Genomic DNA, 18,507 nt, shown 5'->3' with positions numbered 1-18,507 from the left:
GTTTTCCGCCAGCATCCCGCGGCCGGGGGTCGCAGACTCGGAGTCGTACGCAAGGGAAGGAAAGTGCGATGACTGTCTGTGCGACCCTCGACAGCCCGCTGGGCGAGCTGTTGCTCGTGGGTGAGGAATCGGCCACCGCGCCGGGCGGGACCGCGCTGGTCTCGCTCTCCGTGCCGGGGCAGAAGGGCGGCGCCGTCGTCCTGGACGGGTGGCGGCGGGCGCCCGAGGCCTTCGCCTCGATCGCCGAGCAGCTGCGGGCGTACTTCGCGGGCGAGCTGACCCGTTTCGACGTCGAGTACGCCGCCGACGCGCCCGGCACCGCCTTCCAGCGCCGGGTCTGGGCCGAGCTGGACGCCATCGCGTACGGGACGACGGCCTCATACGGGGAGATCGCGCGGCGGATCGGGGCCACGTCGGTGCAGGTGCGCGCGGTGGGCACCGCGATCGGGCGGAACCCGCTGCTCGTGGTGCGGCCGTGCCATCGGGTGATCGGCTCCGACGGCTCCCTCAAGGGGTACGCCGGTGGTCTGGAGCGCAAGGCGGCGCTGCTCGGGCTGGAGGGGGCCCTGGCGTCGTGAGCGAGGGGCTGTTCCGGCTGCCCCGGCCCGCGCGGGCCGAGATCGCGCCGGGCGCCGTCCACGTGCCCGGCTGGCTCCCGCTCGACCGGCAGCGCGAGCTGGTGGCCGCCTGCCGGGAGTGGGCGCGCGGGCCCGTGCCGATCCGGCACACCACGCTGCCCAACGGCGGTGTCATGTCCGTGCGGACGGTGTGCGTCGGATGGCACTGGCAGCCCTACCGGTACACCCGCACCGCGGACGACGTGAACGGGCTCCCCGTGCCCCCGTTCCCCGACTGGCTGGGCGAGTTGGGGCGCGCCGCGGTCGCGGCGGCGTACGGCGGTCCGGCCGCCGAGGGCTACCGCCCGGACACCGCGCTCATCAACTTCTACGACGGCGCGGCCAAGATGGGCCTGCACCAGGACAAGGACGAGCGGTCCGGCGCGCCCGTGGTCTCGCTCAGCATCGGCGACAGCTGCGTCTTCCGGTTCGGCAACAGCGAGAACCGCGGGCGTCCCTACACCGATGTGGAGCTGGTCTCCGGCGACCTGTTCGTCTTCGGCGGGCCGGCCCGGTTCGCGTACCACGGGGTGCCCAAGGTGCTGCCGGGGACGGGCGATCCGGCCACCGGCCTGAGCGGCGGGCGGCTCAACATCACCCTGCGCGAGACCGGGCTCGCCCAGCCCCCGCCACCGTCCTCGTCAGCGGCTGCGTGAATTGCCGAACAGGATGCGGTAGATGATCAGCAGGACGAGCGAGCCGCCGATCGCCGCCGCCCAAGTGGCGCCGTCGTAGAAGTGGTTGGAGATCGGGCGGTCCAGCCAGCGGGCCGATATCCAGCCGCCGACGAACGCTCCCGCCACGCCGATGAGGGTGGTGCCGATCAGGCCGCCCGGGTCGCGGCCGGGAAGCAGGATCTTGGCGATCGCCCCGGCCAGCAGGCCGAGAATGATCCAGCTGACGATGCCCATGCCGGGAACCTGCCCTTCGTCCGTGCACGCTGCGCGGGGTAGCTGCCGTGTTGCGTAACCCCGCAACCATTCGGTTCGTCCGGGAAGACGCCCCGGGCACACGCACGGTTGCGCCGCCGGTCGGGGTGCGGCGCAGGCCACAGTCGGGCCCGCGCCGCGTGGCTCACCGGGCGGCGAACGGCTGGTCGGTGGGGACGATCTCCTTGCCCAGGGGCAGCAACGACACCGGGATCAGCTTGAAGTTGGCGATGCCGAGCGGGATGCCGATGATCGTGACGCACAGGGCTATGCCGGTGAAGATGTGGCCGAGCGCCAGCCACCAGCCGGCCAGCACCAGCCACAGGACGTTGCCCACACACGAGGGCGCGCCCGCCCCCGAGCGGTCGACCACGGTGTAGCCGAACGGCCAGAGGGCGTACACGCCGATGCGGAACGCGGCCAGGCCGAACGGGATCCCGATGATCGTCACGCAGAGCAGCAGGCCCGCGAGCAGGTAGCCGAGGAACATCCAGAAGCCGCACAGGATCAGCCAGATGACGTTCAGGATTGTCTTCATGGGCGGCGACCTGCCATCTGTTCGAGTCGGGCGATGCGTTCCGCCATCGGCGGGTGGGTCGAGAACAGTTTGGACACTCCCTGACCGGGCCGGAAGGGGTTCGCGATCATCATGTGGCTCGCGGTCTCGATGCGGGGCTCCGGCGGCAGGGGCAGCTGCTGGGTGCCCGCTTCGAGCTTGCGCAGCGCGCTCGCCAGGGCCAGCGGGTCGCCGGTGAGCTGGGCGCCGGACGCGTCGGCCTCGTACTCGCGGGAGCGGCTGATCGCCAGTTGGATGACCGAGGCCGCGAGCGGACCCAGGATCATGATCAGCAGCATGCCCACGATGCCCGGGCCGTCGTCGTCGTCGGAGCGGCCGATCGGGATCAGGAAGGCGAAGTTGACCAGGAACATGATCACCGAGGCGAGGGCGCCGGCGACCGACGAGATCAGGATGTCGCGGTTGTAGACGTGGCTCAGCTCGTGGCCGATCACGCCCCTCAGCTCCCGCTCGTCGAGGATCTGCATGATCCCCTCCGTGCAGCACACGGCCGCGTTGCGCGGGTTGCGGCCCGTCGCGAAGGCGTTGGGCGCCTGCGTGGGCGAGATGTACAGCCGGGGCATGGGCTGACGCGCCTGCGTCGAGAGCTCGCGGACCATCCGGTACAGCGCCGGGGCCTCGAACTCGCTGACCGGGCGGGCCCGCATGGCCCGCAGCGCCAGCTTGTCGCTGTTCCAGTACGCGTAGGCATTGGTGCCCAGCGCCACCAGGACCGCGATGATCAGCCCTCCGCGGCCGAAGAAGCTGCCGAAGACGATGATGAGCGCGGACAGTCCTCCGAGGAGGACAGCTGTCCTCAGCCCGTTGTGCCGGCGGTGCACGGTACGCCCTCCAAGTGGTACGGCGGGGAGCCCTTCGCTGGTCGTCCTTCCACGTTCCAGTGGACTCTCCCGTACTGGTCAACGCCAGGCGGGGGACGCTGGTTCCCTTGTGCGCGCTGGAGGGCGCGTTACGCCGTACGGGAAGCGGTCAGCGCGGGGCGGGCAGCCCGGCCATCTCCAGGGCCGTCGGGTCGGGCTCGATCTCGCTGGTGCAGTGCGAGCAGCGCGTGGCGATGCCGGGGATCTGGGAGTAGCAGCGGGGGCAGTCGCGCAGGGCGGCCTTGATGTCCACGGGCTTGTCCCGGTCGAAACGTGCCTGGACCTTCATCATGGGCACGACGACGAGGAAGTAGAGCACCGCCGCCGTGATCACGAAGGCGATGGCCGCGCTGATGAACTTGCCGTACGGGAAGGTCACGCCCTCGGCGGTGAAGGTCGCCGTGCTGAAGTCGCCGGTGGAGCGGGTGGCCATGCCGATCAGCGGGGTGATGAACGCGGTGCTGAAGCCCGTGACCACCGCGGTGAAGGCGGATCCGACGGCCAGACCGACCGCCATCGTGACTATGTTCCCGCGCAGGATGAAGTCCTTGAACCCGCTCAGCACCGCTCTGCTCCTTGCTCGCCATGACCGTGTCTGGTGTGTCGTACGTACGTGCCCACCTTTGGTGTGCGCGTACGACAGTGCCTTGTCAGGGGCGTGTCGACCAAACCGTGCCCGCGGACCGGGCGCGCCAAAACGCCCGGCCCGCCGCGATGGAGGCACGCCGACGGCGCGCCCGTGCGAGAGCGCGCGTCCTCAGAAGAGGGTCACCGAGGCGAAGTGCAGGACCAGTTGGGGCGCGCCCGACAGCACGACGCCGATGACCGCGGTGAGCGCGATGGCGACGGTGAGCGGGGCCGGGACCCGGGGCCGCTCCGCCCCGGCGGGGGCCTCGGCGGCCTCCGGCGAGCGGAACAGGAGCGCGGTCCAGCGCAGGTAGTAGTAGAGGGCGACGACCACGTTGACCGCCATGACGACCGCGAGCCAGCCGAGCCCCGCGTCGACCGCCGCCGAGAAGACGGTGACCTTGGCGAACAGGCCGATGATGCCGGGCGGCAGTCCGGCCAGGCACAGCAGGAAGAAGGCGAGCGCGAGCGCGGCGAACGGGCGCTCGGCGTACAGGGCCCGGTAGTCGGCGAGGCGGTTCAGCGGTCGGCCGCGGGCCACCAGGGCGGCGACCGCGAACGCGCCCAGGTTCACCACGGCGTACATCAGGGCGTACGCGACGGTCGCGCCGACCTGGCTGTTGCCCGAGTAGGCGGCGGCCGCGATCGGCACCAGGAGGTAGCCGGCCTGGCCCACCGAGGACCAGGCGAGCAGCCGCACCGCGCTGTACGCGCGGGCGGCGGACTGGCGCAGCGCGGCCGCGTTGCCGACGGTCATGGTCAGCGCGGCCAGGACGGCGAGCGCGGGGCCCCACACGTCGGCGTACGCGGGGAAGGCGACGACGGTCACCAGGATGAGTCCGGAGAAGCCGACCGCCTTGCCGACCACCGAGAGGTAGGCGGCGACGGGCAGCGGCGCGCCCACATAGGTGTCGGGCACCCAGAAGTGGAAGGGCGCGGCGGCCGTCTTGAAGGCGAAGCCGACGAGGGTCAGCACGACGCCGGTCTCGGCGACGGTGCCCAGCTGGCCGGGGACGTCGGCGAGCTTGGTGGCGATCTCCGTGAGGTGCAGGGTGCCGGTCGCCGCGTACACGAAGCTGACGCCGAGCAGCATCACGGCGGTGGCGGTGACCGACGACAGGAAGAACTTCAGGGCCGCCTCGGAGGACAGCCGGTCGCCGCGCTTGAGCCCGACCAGCGCGAACGCGGGCAGCGAGGCGACTTCCAGGGCGACGACGAGGGTGGCCAGGTCGCGGGCGGCGGGCAGCAGGGCCGCACCGGCCGCCGAGGAGAGCAGCAGGAACCAGAACTCGCCCGCGGGCAGCCTCTCCTCGGTGTCCCGCACCGAGAGGAGGGCGGTCAGCAGGGCGCCGCCGAGCACCAGGGCCTGGATGACGAAGGCGAACTGGTCGACGGTGTAGCTGCACGCGTCCGGGTTGGCGGTGAGGCAGAACGTGGAGCGGCTGCCGGTGCGCAGCGGCGCCAGGGAGGCGAGCGCCGCGACCAGGCCCGCGATCGTGACCCAGCCGAGCATCCGCTTGCGCGCCGGGGGCAGGAACAGGTCGGCGAGGAGCACGACCAGGGCCAGTGCCGCGGCGATCAGGGGCGGGGCGATCGCGACCCAGTCGACGGACTGGACCAGGCTTGCGGTGCCGGCCGCCGCGGTGGTGACGTCGGGGGTCACGACTTGCCTCCTGCGAGGAGCTTCTGGACGGCCGGGTCGGTGAGGCCGAGGAGGACCGCGGGCCAGAGCCCGGCGAGGACGGTGAGCGCGACGAGCGGGCTCCAGGCGGCGAGCTCGTACCCCTGGACGTCGGCGAGCACGGGCGCCTCGGCCGGCCTGCCGCCCATGCAGACCCGGCGCACCACGACCAGCAGGTAGGCGGCGGTGAGCAGGGTGCCGAGCGCGGCGACGGCCACGAAGGTGAGGTACGCGGGGCGGCTGAGCCCCGCGGCCGGGTCGAAGGCGCCGAACATCGCGAGCATCTCGCCCCAGAACCCGGCGAGTCCGGGCAGGCCGAGCGAGGCGACGGCGGCGAAGGCGAGCAGCCCGCCCAGGCGCGGGGCCCGGCCGTAGAGGGCGGCTCCGGTGGCCCCGGCCAGGGTGTCGAGGTCGGCGGTGCCGTAGCGGTCCTTGAGGGCGCCGACCAAGAAGAACAGCAGGCCGGTGATGAGGCCGTGGGCGATGTTGGCGAACAGCGCGCCGTTCACCCCGGTGGGGGTCATCGAGGCGATGCCGAGCAGCACGAAGCCCATGTGGCCGACGGAGGAGTACGCGATGAGCCGCTTCAGGTCGCCCTTGTTGCCCTGCTTGGCGAGCGCGAGGCAGGCGAGGGACCCGTAGATGATCCCGGCGACGGCGAAGGCGGCCAGGTAGGGCGCGAAGGTGTGCATGCCGTGCGGCGCGATCGGCAGGACGATGCGGACGAACCCGTACGTGCCCATCTTCAGCAGGACGCCGGCCAGGAGCACCGAGCCGACGGTCGGGGCGGCGGTGTGGGCGTCCGGGAGCCAGCTGTGCAGGGGGAACATCGGGGTCTTGACCGCGAGCCCGATCCCGATCGCCAGAACGGCGATGACCTGCACGGACGTGGTCAGGCCGCGGCCGTTGTCAGTGGCGAGTGCCACCATGTCGAACGTGCCCGCCTTGAGTCCGATCAGGAGCAGGCCGAGCAGCATGACGACCGAGCCGAGCAGCGTGTAGAGGATGAACTTCCAGGCGGCCGCCTGCCGTTGGTCCCCGCCCCAGCGGGCGATCAGGAAGTACATCGGGATGAGGACCATCTCGAACGCGAGGAAGAACAGCACGAGATCGAGGACGGCGAAGGTGGCGAGGGTGCCGGACTCCAGGACGAGCAGGAGCGCGACGAACGCCTTCGGGCCGGGGCCGGAAGGCATCTTGAAGTAGCTGTACAGCGCGCAGAGGAAGGTCAGCAGCGCGGTCAGGACGAGGAGGGGGAGTGAGATGCCGTCGACGCCCAGGTGGATGTGGACGTTGAGCGCGGGGATCCACTGGATGTCCGTCGTGGCCTGCATCTTCGACGGGTGGCCGTGGTCGAAGCCGAGCGCGAGGACGATCGCGGCGAGCAGGATCACGCCGGTCACGGTCACGCCGTGGCGCAGCACGGCCTGTTCGGGGCTCCGGCCCCTCAGTCCGGGCGGGGCGGGCAGCAGGGCCGCCACGGCGCCGATGAGGGGGACGACGACGATGAACGCCAGAAGGAACTGCATCACGGACTCGCTGATATCGATCACGGCTCAGGACCCCGCGGTGACGTTGGCAAGGACGACCACGGCGGCCGCCAGGACGAGTGAGCCCGCCAGCAGCGCGCTGAGGTAGCTCTGCACATTGCCGTTCTGCGCGCGCCGCACGGCCCAGCCGAACCAGCGCGGCAGGGCGCTCGCCCCGCGGACGTAGGTCTCGACGACCTCGCGGTCCAGGAACCGGACGAGGCCGGCCGCGGCCAGGACGGGCCGGACGAACAGCACGTGGTAGACGGCGTCCAGGTGGAATCCGGTGGCCGCGTGGCGGTGCAGCGGGCCGAGCAGGAGACGGCCGGGGTCGGCGGGGTCGGGAGCGGACGCGATGTCGCCGTACACCTGGGTGTGGCTGGCGATGGCCTCCTCCTCGACCAGGCCGCCGTCGGCCTCGGGGTGCGCGGCGACGGCGCCCAGCGGGGTGCGGGCGGCCAGCGCCGAGGTGTGGCGCCAGGCCGCGTAGGTGACCAGACCGCCGACCAGGGCGACGCCCGTGGACAGGACGGAGGTGGTGACGGCGGGGGTCAGCGTGTGTCCGTCGAACCAGTCGCGGAGGTAGCCGGTGGTGAGTCCGAAGCCGATGGAGGGGATGGCGAGCACCCACAGGACGGCGTTCATGACGACGGGCTGCCTGCCGTGGTCCGGGGCCTCGACTCCCCTGCCTCGGAAGGCGAGCAGCCACAGCCGCATGGCGTAGGCGGCGGTGAGGAGGGCGGTGAGGAGTCCGGCGATCAGCACGGTCCAGCCCGCGCCGGAGGGGGCGACCTGGCTCTCGCCGAGCGCGGTGTGCTCGGCGGCGGACAGGACGGCCTCCTTGGAGAAGAACCCGGCGAAGGGAGGGATCGCGGCGAGCGCGAGCAGGGCGACGGTCATCGTCCAGTACGCGTCGGGGATGCGCTTGGCGAGGCCGCCCATGCGGGACATCGCGGTCAGCGAGTTGGTGCCGGCGGCGTGGATGACCACGCCAGCGGCGAGGAAGAGGAGCGCCTTGAAGGCGCCGTGCGACAGGAGGTGGAAGACGGCGGCCCCGCGGTCACCCACGGCCAGCGCGCCCGACATGTAGCCGAGCTGTCCGATGGTCGAGTAGGCGAGCACGCGCTTGATGTCGTCCTGGGCGAGCGCGGCGAGCGCCGAGCCGACCATGGTGAGCGCGGCCATCACGGCGAGCACGGTCATCGCGGCCGCCGAGGCGGCGAAGACGGGCAGCAGCCGGGCCACGAAGTAGATACCGGCGGCGACCATCGTCGCGGCGTGGATCAGCGCGGAGACCGGGGTCGGGCCGGCCATCGCGTCGGGCAGCCAGGTGTGCAGCGGGAACTGCGCCGACTTGCCGGCCACCCCGGCGAGCAGCAGCAGCGCGACGAGGGTGGGGTGGCCGATGCCGCCGGTCAGGGCGGCCTGGACGACGCCGGTGATGCGGAACGTACCGGCGTCGGTGGCGAGCGCGAACAGACCGATCAGGAAGGGGACGTCGCCGAGCTTGGTGACCAGGAAGGCCTTGAGGGAGGCGGCACGCGCCTCGGGGGTCTCCCAGTAGTGGCCGACCAGGAAGTACGAGCAGATGCCCATGATCTCCCAGCCGACCAGGAGCACCATCAGGTCGCCGGAGTAGACGACGAGCAGCATCGCGGAGGTGAAGAGGGAGACGAGCGCGGCGTACGAGGTGTAGCGCGGGTCGTCGCGCAGATAGCCCGTCGAGTAGAGCTGGACGCAGGTGGCGACCAGGCCGACCAGGACGGCGACGAGGACCGCGAACCCGTCCAGGTGGAGGGCGAGTTCGATCGGGACCGAGCCGGTCGGGGTGAGGCGGGTGGCCGCGTCGATGGCCTTGTCGCCGCCCTGGTCGACGGCCACGACGACGGCGAGCACGAACGCGGCGAACGTCGGCAGGACCGCGAGCGGCCGGACGAAGCCGGGGGCCCGGCGGCCGAGCAGCAGTCCGGCCGCGGCGCCCAGGAACGGGAGGAGGGGGACGAGGACGGCGAGGGTCGTGGTGGTCACGCGGCGGCCTCAGCCTTCTGTGCCGGGGCGGCGGGGTCTTCGGGGTCGGCCGGGTCGGGGCCCGGGCCCTCGGCGGTGTCGCGGAGCCGGTCGATGTCCGCGGTGCCGCGGTTGCGGTACACCGCGAGCACGATGGCCAGGCCGATGCCGATCTCGGCGGCGGCGATGGCGATCGTGAACAGGGTGAGCGCCTGGCCCGCGTGGAGGGTGTCGCGCAGCCAGACGTCGAAGGCGACGAGGTTGAGGTTGACGGCGTTGAGCATCAGCTCGACCGACATCAGGACCAGGATCGCGTTGCGCCGCGCGAGCACACCGTAGAGACCGGTGCAGAACAGGAGGACGGCGAGCACGGCGGGATAGGCGAGGTGCATCAGCGCGACTCCGTCTCACGGGCGGCGGCAGCGGTGGTGGCGTCCGGGGCATCGCCGGGGGCGCTCTTGCGGGACAGCACGATCGCGCCGACCAGGGCGGCCAGGAGGAGCACGGACAGCGCCTCGAAGGGCAGCACCCAGTGCCGGAAGAGGATCTCGCCGGACACCTTGGTGGAGCCCTGGGCGGGTCCCGCGAGGTCGATCCAGCTCGTGCGGAAGGCGTCCACGACGACCCAGACGAGGGTCCCGGCGGCGGCGACGGCCACCGTGAGCGCCGCCCAGCGGTTGCCGGAGTCGGCGTCCGGGGAGGGGCCGATCGGGGCCTTGGTGAGCATCAGTCCGAACAGGAGGAGCACCACGATCGAACCGACGTAGATGAGGACCTGCACCCAGGCGATGAACTCGGCGGTGAGCAGGAGGTATTCGACGGCCAGGCCGCCGAGCGCCACCACCAGCCACAGGGCCGCGTGCACCAGCTGCCGAGTCGTGACGGTCATGACGGCGGCGCCGAGGGTGGCGATGCCGACGAGGAGGAACGCGATCTCCACGCCGGTCGGCGACAGGAAGCCGTGCGGCGCGGTGAGGGCGCCCTGGGCGAGGATCCCGCTCATGCCCGGCCTCCCTCGGGGCCGGAGCCCGGAGCGGGGTCGGCGGGGGCGGCGGCCTCCGCTGCGGCCAGCTTGTCGGCGGCCTTGCGGGCGGCGGCGACCTCCTTCGGCTCCTCGGCGCCCGGGTCGAGCGCGGGCGGGGCCGGGACCGTCCACATCCACTCGCGCAGTTTGTCGCGCTCGTGGGTGAGTTCGTGGATGTCCGTCTCCGCGTACTCGAACTCGGGGGACCAGAACAGCGCGTCGAAAGGACACACCTCGATGCAGATACCGCAGTACATGCAGAGCGAGAAGTCGATGGCGAAGCGGTCGAGGACGTTGCGGCTGCGTTCGCGGCCGCCCTCGACCGCGGCCGGGACCGTCTCCTTGTGGGAGTCGATGTAGATGCACCAGTCGGGGCACTCGCGGGCGCACAGCATGCACACCGTGCAGTTCTCCTCGAACAGGCCGATCACGCCCCGGCTGCGGGGCGGGAGTTCGGGCTGGACGTCGGGGTACTGCGCGGTGACGGTCTTCTTCGTCATCGTGCGGAGCGTGACGGCGAGGCCCTTGGCGAGGCCGGAACCGGGGATGGGCATTAGCTGATCGCCACCTTCACGATGCCGGTGAGCGCGATCTGCGCGAGGGCGAGCGGGATGAGCGTGGTCCAGGCGAGCTTCTGCAACTGGTCCTCGCGGAGCCGGGGGTAGCTGACCCGGAGCCAGATCACGACGAAGGCGAGCACGGCCGTCTTGAGCAGGGTCCAGACCCAGCCCAGACCGTCGGCGCCCCACGGGCCGTGCCAGCCGCCCAGGAACAGGACGGTGGTGAGGCCGCACAGGACGACGATGCCGGCGTACTCGGCGAGCAGGAACAGCGCGAAGCGCAGTCCCGTGTACTCGGTGTACGCGCCGAAGATGATCTCGGAGTCGGCGACGGGCATGTCGAAGGGCGGGCGCTGGAGTTCGGCGAGGCCCGCGACGAAGAAGACCAGCGCGCCGATGATCTGCCAGGGCAGCCACCACCAGTGGAAGGCGTTGAGGATGCCCGGCAGCGAGACCGTGCCGGCCGCCATCGCCACGGAGGCGGCGGCGAGCAGCATCGGCAGCTCGTACGCGAGGAGCTGGGCGGCGGTGCGCAGTCCGCCCAGGAGGGAGAACTTGTTGGCCGAGGCCCAGCCCGCCATGAGCGAGCCGAGCACGCCCACGCCCATCACGGCGAGCACGAAGAAGATGCCCGCGTCGACGACCTGGCCGACCGCGCCCTCGCCCGGGCCGATCGGGACGGCCACGAGCACGAGGAGGTAGGGCAGCAGCGCGACGGCGGGCGCGAGCTGGAAGATCCGCCGGTCGGCCGCGGCCGGTACGACGTCCTCCTTCTGCGCGAACTTCACGCCGTCGGCGACGAGTTGGGCCCAGCCGTGGAAGCCGCCCGCGTACATCGGGCCGAGCCGGCCCTGCATGTGCGCCATCACCTTGTGCTCGGTCTGCCCGATGACGAGCGGCAGCACCATGAACACGGCGAAGACGACGACCAGCCGGAGGGCGACGTCGAGTGCGTCATTCACGCGGGTCGCCTCCGGCGGGGTCGGTGGATTCGGCGGGGTCGGACACGTCGGCCCCCTCGGCTCCGGAAGCGGGCTCCCTGGCGGGGGGCTGCGGTTGAGCCGGGGTCGGCTCGTCGGCCGTCGACTCTTCGTCCGGGGCTGGCTCTTCGTCCGGGGCGGACTCTTGGGCGGGCGCTTGGGCCGGGGTCGGCTCCGAGGCTGGGGCGGGCGCTTGGACCGGGCTGGACTCGGGGTCCGCGGTCGGCTCCGGGACCGGGGCGGACTCTTGAACCGGGGTCGGCTCCGAGGCTGGGGCGGACTCTGGGTCCGCGGTCGGCTCCGACGCCGGGGTGGACTCCCGCCTCGCGGTCGGCTTCGGCTCGCCCTCGGCGGGGGCCTCGACCTCGGCCCGCTCCGGGGTCTCGTCGGTGAAGGCTGGTTTGGGGTTGTGCCAGGGGGCGTCCGCACTGCGCGTCCGGGGCGGCGCGGCGGGCTCCCCCGCCACGGCACCGGCCTGCTGCGACGCCGAACCCTCGCCCGCACTCCGGGTCCGCCGCGGACGTACCGCAGAAGCATCCGGGGTCCCGGCCGCCTCGGACGCGTCCGGGGTCGCCTGTGACGCCGAACCCTCCGACACGCTCCGGGTCCGACGCGGACGCACCGCAGAAGCCTCGGGAGCCCCTGCCGAAGGACCGGCCGCCTCCGGCGCGTCCGGGGTCGCCTGCGACGCCGAACCCTCCGACACGCTGCGCGTCCGACGCGGACGTACCGCAGAAGCATCCGGGGTCCCGGCCGCCTCCGGCGCATCCGGGACCGCCTGCGACGCCGAACCCTCCGACACGCTGCGGGTGCGGCGGGTCGGGCGGTCGGTGGTCGCTCCTGCCGCGCGCGGGGTGCGGGCCGGGCGGGCCGGGGCCGGGGGGAGCTGGCCCTTCAGGGGGCCCCACTCGTTCGGGTCGGGGACGCCGGGCGGGAGCATCTGGCGGCGCTTGGGGCCGCCGTGTTCGGACTCGCCCGGCTCCTTGGCACCCGGCCACGCCTTGGCGACCCGGGCCGCGAGCACGAAGTCCTTGCGCAGCGGGTGGCCCTCGAAGTTGTCGGGCAGGAGGAGCGGGACCAGGTGCGGGTGGTCGGTGAAGTCCACGCCGAACATCTCGTGGGTCTCGCGCTCGTGCCAGGCCGCGCCCGCGTAGACGTCGACGGCGGAGGGCAGCGCGGGCGCCGCGTGCGGGACGGTCGTGCGCACGAGCAGACGGCGGACCCGGCCGTCGCCGAGCGCCACGACGTGCGCGCAGACCCGGAAGCCCGTGCCGGGTTCGTCGACCGCGCTCAGCCAGTCGAAGTAGGTGCAGCCCAGCTCGTCGCGGGCGGTTTCGAGGGCCGCGATCCAGGAACCGGCGGGCACGTCGACCGTGAGCAGGCCGTACGCCTCCTCCGCCGTGGACTCGGCGCCGAAGATCTCGGTGACGCCGCCGGGCAGGCTGTCGTACGCGGTCACGCCTGGCCCTCCCCCGGGGTGGGCGGGGCGGCGACGAGGCCGCTGGTGAGCTGGGCCGGGGTGGCCGCGTTCGCGTAGCGCTCGCCGAGCGATTCGCGAGCGATCTTCTCCTGGAGCTTGAGGATGCCCTGGAGCAGCGCCTCGGGCCGGGGCGGGCAGCCGGGCACGTACACGTCGACCGGGATGATCTGGTCCACGCCCTTGGTCACCGAGTACGAGTCCCAGTACGGGCCGCCGCAGTTGGAGCAGGCGCCGAAGGAGATGACGTACTTGGGCTCGGGCATCTGCTCGTACAGCCGCTTCACGGCGGGCGCCATCTTGTCCGTCACCGTGCCGGAGACGATCATGAGGTCGGCCTGGCGCGGGCCGGGCGCGAAGGGGATCACGCCGAGCCGGATGAAGTCGTGGCGGGCCATGGAGGCCGCGATGAACTCGATGGCGCAGCAGGCGAGGCCGAAGTTGAAGACCCACAGGCTGTAGCGGCGGCCCCAGTTGAGGACCACCTTCATCGGCTCGGGGGCCAGGCGCGAGAGCACGCCCAGCTTCTTCGGCTCGGGCAGCAGCACGGGCTGCGACTCGGGTCCGGGAGTCGTCACGTCCATTCCAGGACGCCCTTCTTCCATGCGTAGAGCAGTCCCACGGCCAGGAAGCCGAGGAAGATGAACATCTCGACGAGGGTGGTCGCGCCGTAGCCCGGGGCCGCGAAGACGGTCGCCCAGGGGAAGAGGAAGATCGAGTCGACGGCGAAGATCACGTACAGGAAGGCGTAGACGTAGTAGCGGACCTGGGTGTGGGCCCAGCCCTCGCCCACCGGGTCCACGCCGCACTCGTACGTCAGGAGTTTCTCCGGCGTCGGCACGACCGGCCGCAGCAGCCGCCCGGCCCCGAAGGCCACGGCGACGAACAGCACGCCGATCACGGCGAGCAGGCCGACGACCGAATAGCTGTGGAAGTAGTCGGCAGCCAACACCGGCATCTGGCGCACGGTCGGTTCCGGCACGTCGCGCCCCTCGCTCCCTGGCCTCGATGGTCTCGTCGCGCCCTGTTCGACGCTGTGTACGGACGGGAGTCTAGGCCCTGCTAAGGGGACCCTGGGCAGCCGCGTCTCACGGTATGGGCTACGGGGGTGGGGTTTTCCCCCGTGCGAGAGGGTGCGGCACCCCATGGCGCCGGCGATCGCGGCCCGGCAGGCTTGGCACCATGACCAGCACCCTCCGCGACCAGCAGCGGTACCCAGCAGCACACGCCGGCCGCGACGAGAACGCCGCCCCGCCCGCGGTGCGGTTCGCCTACGGCCGGCACACGTGGAAGGAGGTCGCCCATCTCCTCGCCAACCTGCCGCTGGCGCTGATCGGCTTCGTCTACGTCGTCGTGACCGTCGTGCTCGGCGTCGGTCTGTCGATCACGGTGATCGGCCTTCCGCTGCTCGCGGTGGGTTTGCTCGGCGCGCGCCAGCTCGGCAAGGCCGAACGGGCCCGGGCGCGGGCGCTGCTGGGGGTGCGGATCGACGAGCCGACGCCGATCCCGGCGAGTCCGCGCCGGCACGGCGGCTTCTTCGCCTGGCTGTGGACGAGCGTGAAGGACCCGGTGGCCTGGCGCGGTGTGCTGTACGAGTTCGTGCGGCTGCCCTGGGGGATCCTGACCTTCACGGTCACGCTGGTCTCCCTGCTCGTGGCGTGGCCGGTGCTCGGGTTCGTGGCGCGGGGTCTCACCAACGCCGACCGGATGATGGTGCGCGCGCTGCTGTCGCCCTCGGACGAACTGGAGCGGCGGATCGCCGAGCTGGAGTCGGACCGGGGTGTCGTGGTCGACACGGCAGCCGCGGATCTGCGCCGCATCGAACGGGATCTGCACGACGGGGCGCAGGCCCGCCTGGTGGCCCTCGCGATGGGACTCGGCCTCGCCAAGGAGAAGGTGCTCGAGGACCCGGAGGCGGCGGCCGCGATGGTGGACGAGGCGCACGGCGAGGTGAAGCTGGCCCTCCAGGAGCTGCGCGACCTGGCCCGCGGCATCCACCCCGCGGTCCTCACCGACCGCGGCCTGGACGCCGCCCTCTCCTCCGTCGCCTCCCGCTGCACGGTGCCGGTCAGGGTCACGGTCGACCTGCCCGCGCGGCCCGCCCCCGCGATCGAGGGCATCGCCTACTTCACCGTCTCCGAGCTGCTCCAGAACGTCAGCAAGCACAGCCGCGCGCGGGGCGCCTCGGTCGAGGTGTGGCGCAGCGCGGACCGGCTGCTCATCCAGGTCGAGGACGACGGGGTGGGCGGCGCGCGGCTGGACGGGGGCAGCGGCATGGCGGGCCTGGCCGAGCGGCTCGGCGCGGTGGACGGGCTGCTCGTCCTGGAGTCGCCCGTGGGCGGGCCCACCCTCGTCACGGCCGAACTGCCGTGGCGCGACCGGGGCCCGAGGGACTGACCGGTGGGCCGGGGGTAGGGAAAACCCCCGGCCGAAGAGGGTGACCGGCCGCATGGTCCGGGCCCCGCGCACCGACGAAGCTGGTGTTCACAGGGGGCGGCCGTCGGACACGGCGGCCGCGCGGGGCGAGGAAACGGACGGACGGGACCGATGACGATGGACACCGAGTACGGGTACGGCGCGGCACGGCCCGCCGAGCCGCGGCGGCACCTCCTTCCGCCGGTGCTGCGTGCCCCGTTCGAGGCGCGGACCTTCCGGGAGTTCGGCTATCTGATGCTGAGCCTGCCGATCAGCATCGTGCTGTTCTGCTGGGCCGTCACCACCGTGTCGGTGAGCGCCGGTCTGCTGGTCACCTTCATCGGCATTCCGCTGCTGGCGGTGGCCCTGCTCGGCTGCCGCGTCTTCGGGGTGATGGAGCGGGCCCGGGCCCGGGCGCTGCTCGGCGTCGAGATCGACGAGCCGCACCCGGCGCGGTCGCGCGGCGGCCTCATGTCGTGGATCGGCGGCGTCCTCAAGAGCGGCGTCTCCTGGCGCCACCTGCTGTACTCGGTCCTGCACTTCCCCTGGGCGCTCTTCGCCTTCTGCACTGCTCTGCCGCTGTGGACGGTCGGCTGGGCGCTGTTCACGTACCCGCTGTGGCAGTGGGTGTTCCCGATGTACGCGGGCCAGGCTGGCCTCCAGCTCTACGGGGACGACCACCACGACGTGTACCTGTCCTCGCCGTTCGAGATCGCGCTGACCTCGCTGGTCGGGCTGCTGATCACGCTGGCCGTGCCGTGGCTGGTCCGGGGGCTCGCCACGATGGACAAGGTGATGGTCATCGGGCTGCTCGGGCCCTCGCGCCTGGAGGAGCGGGTCACCGAGCTGGAGTCGGACCGCGGCGTCGTCGTGGACACCTCCGCTGCCGACCTGCGGCGCATCGAGCGGGATCTGCACGACGGGGCGCAGGCCCGCCTGGTGGCCCTCGCGATGGACTTGGGCCTGGCCAAGGAGAAGCTCACCGAGGACCCCGAGGCGGCAGCCGCGATGGTGGACGAGGCGCACGGCGAGGTGAAGGTCGCCCTCCAGGAGCTGCGCGACCTGGCCCGCGGCATCCACCCGGCCGTCCTCACCGACCGCGGCCTGGACGCCGCCCTCTCCTCCGTCGCCTCCCGCTGCACCGTGCCGGTGCAGGTCGACGTGGACCTGCCGGGCCGACCGGTCCCGGCGATCGAGGGCATCGCGTACTTCACCGTCTCCGAGCTGCTCCAGAACGTCAGCAAGCACAGCGGGGCGAGCCGCGCCTCCGTCGACGTGTGGCGGGCCGGCGCCCGGCTGATGCTCCAGGTCGGCGACAACGGGCGCGGCGGCGCCGACGTGAGCGCCGGGTCCGGCCTCGCGGGGCTCGCCGAGCGGCTCGACGCGGTGGACGGGATCCTCGTGGTGGACTCGCCGCGCGGCGGCCCGACCACGATCACGGCGGAGCTCCCCTGGCGGGCCTAGCCCCCACCGCCGCCCCTCGCCTCCCGGCCCCCCCCAACACGGGGTCGGGGGGTTTTTGCCTGGCGCACGCGGATTACCGCCCGGATGCTGGGATGCTGGAGGGGCACAGCGCCACGGTTCGCACTGAGCCGTGGGGTGCCAAAGGAGCCGGGGGGCTGCGAAGTCGTGGAGGACAGGGTGCGGGTGGTCATCGCCGAGGATTCGGTACTGCTTCGGGAGGGCCTGACCCGGCTGCTGACCGACCGGGGGCATGAGGTCGTCGCGGGAGTGGGCGACGGAGACGCGCTGGTCAAGACGGTGGGAGAGCTGGCCGACGAGGGCGCGCTGCCCGATGTCGTGGTGGCGGACGTGCGGATGCCGCCCACCCACACCGACGAGGGCGTGCGCGCGGCGGTGCTGCTGCGCAAGTTGTATCCGGACATCGGGGTGCTGGTGCTCAGCCAGTACGTGGAGGAGCAGTACGCCACCGAGCTGCTCGCCGGGTCGAGCCGGGGCGTCGGCTATCTGCTCAAGGACCGGGTCGCCGAGGTCAGGGAGTTCGTCGAGGCCGTGGTGCGGGTCGCCCAGGGCGGCACCGCCCTCGACCCGGAGGTGGTGGCGCAGCTGCTCGGGCGCAGCCGCAAGCAGGACGTGCTGGCCAACCTCACCCCGCGCGAGCGGGAGGTCCTAGGACTGATGGCCGAGGGGCGGACCAACTCCGCGATCGCCAAACAGCTCGTCGTCAGCGACGGCGCGGTGGAGAAGCACGTCAGCAACATCTTCCTGAAGCTGGGGCTCTCGCCGAGCGACGGGGATCACCGGCGTGTTCTGGCGGTGTTGACCTACATCAATTCGTGAGGGCCTGCCACCCTGTCGAGGTTCAAGCAGGATCCAGCCGACAGGGTGGAGACTCGGTCTCCGAGCCGGATTGAGCCGCCGCTCGCTGGGCTCCCGACACGGTGAGACCTAGAACCGAAGAAGGATGGCTGGGCGTCTTAGCAGAAGGGGCCGGGGGGCGGGTAAATCGTGGCAATTCAGGGCATCAGGGCGTCTCAAAAGAGCGTCCAACATATGAGCGGTCCAAGGAAGGCGACCCTTACCGACGTAGGGTGGGCCTTGGCGCTACCGGTCGGCCGGATGCGCCCGAGCAGCCCGCCCGAGGGAGGTCCAGTTCAGTGACCAGCCAGGTCAGTAGCCCAGCCGAGCAGGCCGACGGAGCCGATGAGGCCCTTGTCGGGGAGCAGCGCAGGCCCGCCGGGGAGAAGGAAATCCGGCGTCTCGACCGTGTCATCATTCGTTTCGCGGGTGATTCGGGTGATGGCATGCAGCTCACCGGCGACCGGTTCACCTCGGAGACGGCGTCGTTCGGAAACGACTTGTCGACGCTGCCGAATTTCCCGGCGGAGATCCGGGCGCCTGCCGGGACGTTGCCGGGTGTGTCGAGTTTCCAGCTGCATTTCGCGGACCACGACATTCTGACGCCGGGCGATGCGCCGAATGTGCTGGTGGCGATGAACCCGGCGGCGTTGAAGGCGAACCTGGCGGATGTGCCGCGGGGCGCGGAGATCATCGTGAACACGGACGAGTTCGCGAAGCGCGCGATGGCCAAGGTCGGCTATGTCACGTCTCCACTGGAGGACGGCTCCCTGTCGGCGTACAACGTGCATCGGGTGCCGTTGACGACGCTGACGATCGAGGCGTTGAAGGAGTTCGGTCTGTCGCGGAAGGAGGCCGAGCGCAGCAAGAACATGTTCGCGCTGGGTCTTTTGTCGTGGATGTAT

The 18,507-nt window shown here is 71.9% G+C and carries 20 protein-coding genes; 6 read left to right on the top strand and 14 right to left on the bottom strand.

Features of this window, described 5'->3' with window-relative positions:
* Positions 1 to 68: 68 nt before the first annotated feature.
* Both AC07F3_RS39680 and AC07F3_RS39675 read left to right on the top strand, forming a co-directional pair.
* Complete coding sequence (locus AC07F3_RS39680; RefSeq protein ID WP_479119794.1) at positions 69 to 578, top strand: methylated-DNA--[protein]-cysteine S-methyltransferase; 510 nt, start codon at positions 69 to 71, stop codon at positions 576 to 578.
* Positions 575 to 1,273: an alpha-ketoglutarate-dependent dioxygenase AlkB family protein gene (locus AC07F3_RS39675; RefSeq protein WP_479119793.1), complete on the top strand. Its 699-nt coding sequence runs from the start codon at positions 575 to 577 to the stop codon at positions 1,271 to 1,273. Before AC07F3_RS39680 ends, AC07F3_RS39675 begins: the two co-directional genes overlap by 4 nt.
* Here AC07F3_RS39675 and AC07F3_RS39670 read toward each other — a convergent pair.
* The 14 genes from AC07F3_RS39670 to AC07F3_RS39605 form a co-directional block, all read right to left on the bottom strand.
* Positions 1,259 to 1,528, bottom strand: coding sequence for a GlsB/YeaQ/YmgE family stress response membrane protein (locus tag AC07F3_RS39670; protein ID WP_114037228.1), 270 nt, complete (start codon positions 1,526 to 1,528; stop codon positions 1,259 to 1,261). The genes AC07F3_RS39675 and AC07F3_RS39670 overlap by 15 nt on opposite strands.
* 163 nt (positions 1,529 to 1,691) lie before the next feature.
* The gene (locus AC07F3_RS39665) at positions 1,692 to 2,084 is read right to left on the bottom strand and encodes a YccF domain-containing protein (protein WP_479119792.1); all 393 of its coding nucleotides are present in this window, start codon (positions 2,082 to 2,084) and stop codon (positions 1,692 to 1,694) included.
* On the bottom strand, positions 2,081 to 2,944 hold the full coding sequence (gene htpX, locus AC07F3_RS39660; protein ID WP_479119791.1) for a zinc metalloprotease HtpX: 864 nt from the start codon (positions 2,942 to 2,944) through the stop codon (positions 2,081 to 2,083). Before htpX ends, AC07F3_RS39665 begins: the two co-directional genes overlap by 4 nt.
* 148 nt (positions 2,945 to 3,092) lie before the next feature.
* Positions 3,093 to 3,548 carry a large conductance mechanosensitive channel protein MscL gene (locus AC07F3_RS39655; protein WP_479119789.1) on the bottom strand — a complete coding sequence of 152 codons (456 nt, stop codon included), beginning with the start codon at positions 3,546 to 3,548 and terminating at the stop codon, positions 3,093 to 3,095.
* A 192-nt stretch (positions 3,549 to 3,740) separates the two neighbouring features.
* Complete coding sequence (locus AC07F3_RS39650) at positions 3,741 to 5,273, bottom strand: NADH-quinone oxidoreductase subunit N (RefSeq protein ID WP_479119788.1); 1,533 nt, start codon at positions 5,271 to 5,273, stop codon at positions 3,741 to 3,743.
* The gene (locus tag AC07F3_RS39645) at positions 5,270 to 6,844 is read right to left on the bottom strand and encodes a complex I subunit 4 family protein (protein WP_479119787.1); all 1,575 of its coding nucleotides are present in this window, start codon (positions 6,842 to 6,844) and stop codon (positions 5,270 to 5,272) included. Before AC07F3_RS39645 ends, AC07F3_RS39650 begins: the two co-directional genes overlap by 4 nt.
* Before the next feature lie 3 nt (positions 6,845 to 6,847).
* Positions 6,848 to 8,848, bottom strand: coding sequence for an NADH-quinone oxidoreductase subunit 5 family protein (locus AC07F3_RS39640; RefSeq protein WP_479119785.1), 2,001 nt, complete (start codon positions 8,846 to 8,848; stop codon positions 6,848 to 6,850).
* Positions 8,845 to 9,219, bottom strand: a complete 375-nt coding sequence (gene nuoK / locus AC07F3_RS39635; RefSeq protein ID WP_469835819.1) for an NADH-quinone oxidoreductase subunit NuoK — start codon at positions 9,217 to 9,219, stop codon at positions 8,845 to 8,847. Before nuoK ends, AC07F3_RS39640 begins: the two co-directional genes overlap by 4 nt.
* Positions 9,219 to 9,830, bottom strand: a complete 612-nt coding sequence (locus AC07F3_RS39630; protein WP_479119783.1) for an NADH-quinone oxidoreductase subunit J family protein — start codon at positions 9,828 to 9,830, stop codon at positions 9,219 to 9,221. The genes nuoK and AC07F3_RS39630 overlap by 1 nt, the downstream gene beginning before the upstream one ends.
* Complete coding sequence (locus AC07F3_RS39625) at positions 9,827 to 10,405, bottom strand: NuoI/complex I 23 kDa subunit family protein (RefSeq protein WP_479119782.1); 579 nt, start codon at positions 10,403 to 10,405, stop codon at positions 9,827 to 9,829. The genes AC07F3_RS39630 and AC07F3_RS39625 overlap by 4 nt, the downstream gene beginning before the upstream one ends.
* A complete protein-coding gene (locus AC07F3_RS39620) occupies positions 10,405 to 11,373 on the bottom strand; it encodes a complex I subunit 1/NuoH family protein (RefSeq protein ID WP_479119781.1) in 969 nt (322 codons plus the stop codon). The genes AC07F3_RS39625 and AC07F3_RS39620 overlap by 1 nt, the downstream gene beginning before the upstream one ends.
* Complete coding sequence (locus AC07F3_RS39615; protein ID WP_479119780.1) at positions 11,366 to 12,850, bottom strand: NADH-quinone oxidoreductase subunit C; 1,485 nt, start codon at positions 12,848 to 12,850, stop codon at positions 11,366 to 11,368. Before AC07F3_RS39615 ends, AC07F3_RS39620 begins: the two co-directional genes overlap by 8 nt.
* Complete coding sequence (locus AC07F3_RS39610; protein WP_053724081.1) at positions 12,847 to 13,452, bottom strand: NADH-quinone oxidoreductase subunit B; 606 nt, start codon at positions 13,450 to 13,452, stop codon at positions 12,847 to 12,849. The genes AC07F3_RS39615 and AC07F3_RS39610 overlap by 4 nt, the downstream gene beginning before the upstream one ends.
* Positions 13,443 to 13,826, bottom strand: coding sequence for an NADH-quinone oxidoreductase subunit A (locus AC07F3_RS39605; protein ID WP_114037282.1), 384 nt, complete (start codon positions 13,824 to 13,826; stop codon positions 13,443 to 13,445). The genes AC07F3_RS39610 and AC07F3_RS39605 overlap by 10 nt, the downstream gene beginning before the upstream one ends.
* A gap of 224 nt (positions 13,827 to 14,050) precedes the next feature.
* Between AC07F3_RS39605 and AC07F3_RS39600 the strand changes: the two genes are divergently transcribed.
* The 4 genes from AC07F3_RS39600 to AC07F3_RS39585 form a co-directional block, all read left to right on the top strand.
* Positions 14,051 to 15,265: a sensor histidine kinase gene (locus AC07F3_RS39600; protein WP_479119778.1), complete on the top strand. Its 1,215-nt coding sequence runs from the start codon at positions 14,051 to 14,053 to the stop codon at positions 15,263 to 15,265.
* 156 nt (positions 15,266 to 15,421) lie between these two features.
* Entirely contained in the window at positions 15,422 to 16,747 is a 1,326-nt protein-coding gene (locus AC07F3_RS39595) for a sensor histidine kinase (RefSeq protein WP_479119825.1), read from the top strand.
* Positions 16,748 to 16,924: 177 nt separating this feature from the next.
* Positions 16,925 to 17,584, top strand: a complete 660-nt coding sequence (locus AC07F3_RS39590; RefSeq protein WP_189389549.1) for a response regulator transcription factor — start codon at positions 16,925 to 16,927, stop codon at positions 17,582 to 17,584.
* 317 nt (positions 17,585 to 17,901) lie between these two features.
* Positions 17,902 to 18,507, top strand: a 606-nt coding sequence (locus tag AC07F3_RS39585; protein WP_479119777.1) for a 2-oxoacid:acceptor oxidoreductase family protein, incomplete at its 3' end; no start/stop codon positions are given.

It is taken from the genome of Streptomyces sp. NPDC045846, assembly GCF_056431605.1.
Note: the sequence above shows the minus strand (reverse complement) of the source record. Positions and strands in the feature narration are given on the sequence as shown.